At 40.5% G+C, this 551-nt stretch carries 1 protein-coding gene; it reads right to left on the bottom strand.

Annotated elements, in window-relative coordinates; translation table 11 throughout:
• Positions 1 to 278 (bottom strand): transposase (locus K5G00_RS29540; RefSeq protein ID WP_238770250.1); only part of this gene is annotated, 278 nt, incomplete at its 3' end.
• Between the last annotated feature and the right edge of the window lie 273 nt (positions 279 to 551).

Genomic DNA, 551 nt, shown 5'->3' with positions numbered 1-551 from the left:
TTGTCAAGGTCTTTCTTTATCAGCAACTCTTTTAGTTGCTTGATCTCCTTTTGCAAGGCTTTCAGACGTGATGTTTCTCCTTCTGTTTCCACTAGTATCCTTGTGTTCATTAAATCTTTCCGGTTGTACTTTTTCACCCATTCATTTATGGTAGTCCGGTTAACGCCATAAATGTCCCCTAGTTCTCTCTTGGAATATTTTCCTGTACTAAGTTCGGCTAAAATTTTGAGTTTAAAACCCTCGCTGTACCTTCTTAAGATACCATCATTTTTATACATAATTGCTACATTTTGTGTAGCCTTTTTTTAGGACGGGTCAATATGGCACACAACGGTGGTGGTATGAGGCCGTGGCGGTCAGACGAGAGTCTGAGTGTCCGACCGAAACTGAGGTTGGGACGAGATTCGACGTGTCGAATCCGCACAAACCCAGCCATGCCTTATACCACGTGTTATAGCCATGTGCTTTTTTTAATTTTATCCATAAAGTTCTTCCAATTCTAATTTCTTTATTCTTGACCTAATTGCTCCTTTTGTCCGCCCAAAATGTTT

This window comes from Maribellus maritimus (genome assembly GCF_022267315.1).
Classification (GTDB): Bacteria; Bacteroidota; Bacteroidia; order Bacteroidales; family Prolixibacteraceae; genus Draconibacterium; species Draconibacterium maritimum.
Note: the sequence above shows the minus strand (reverse complement) of the source record. Positions and strands in the feature narration are given on the sequence as shown.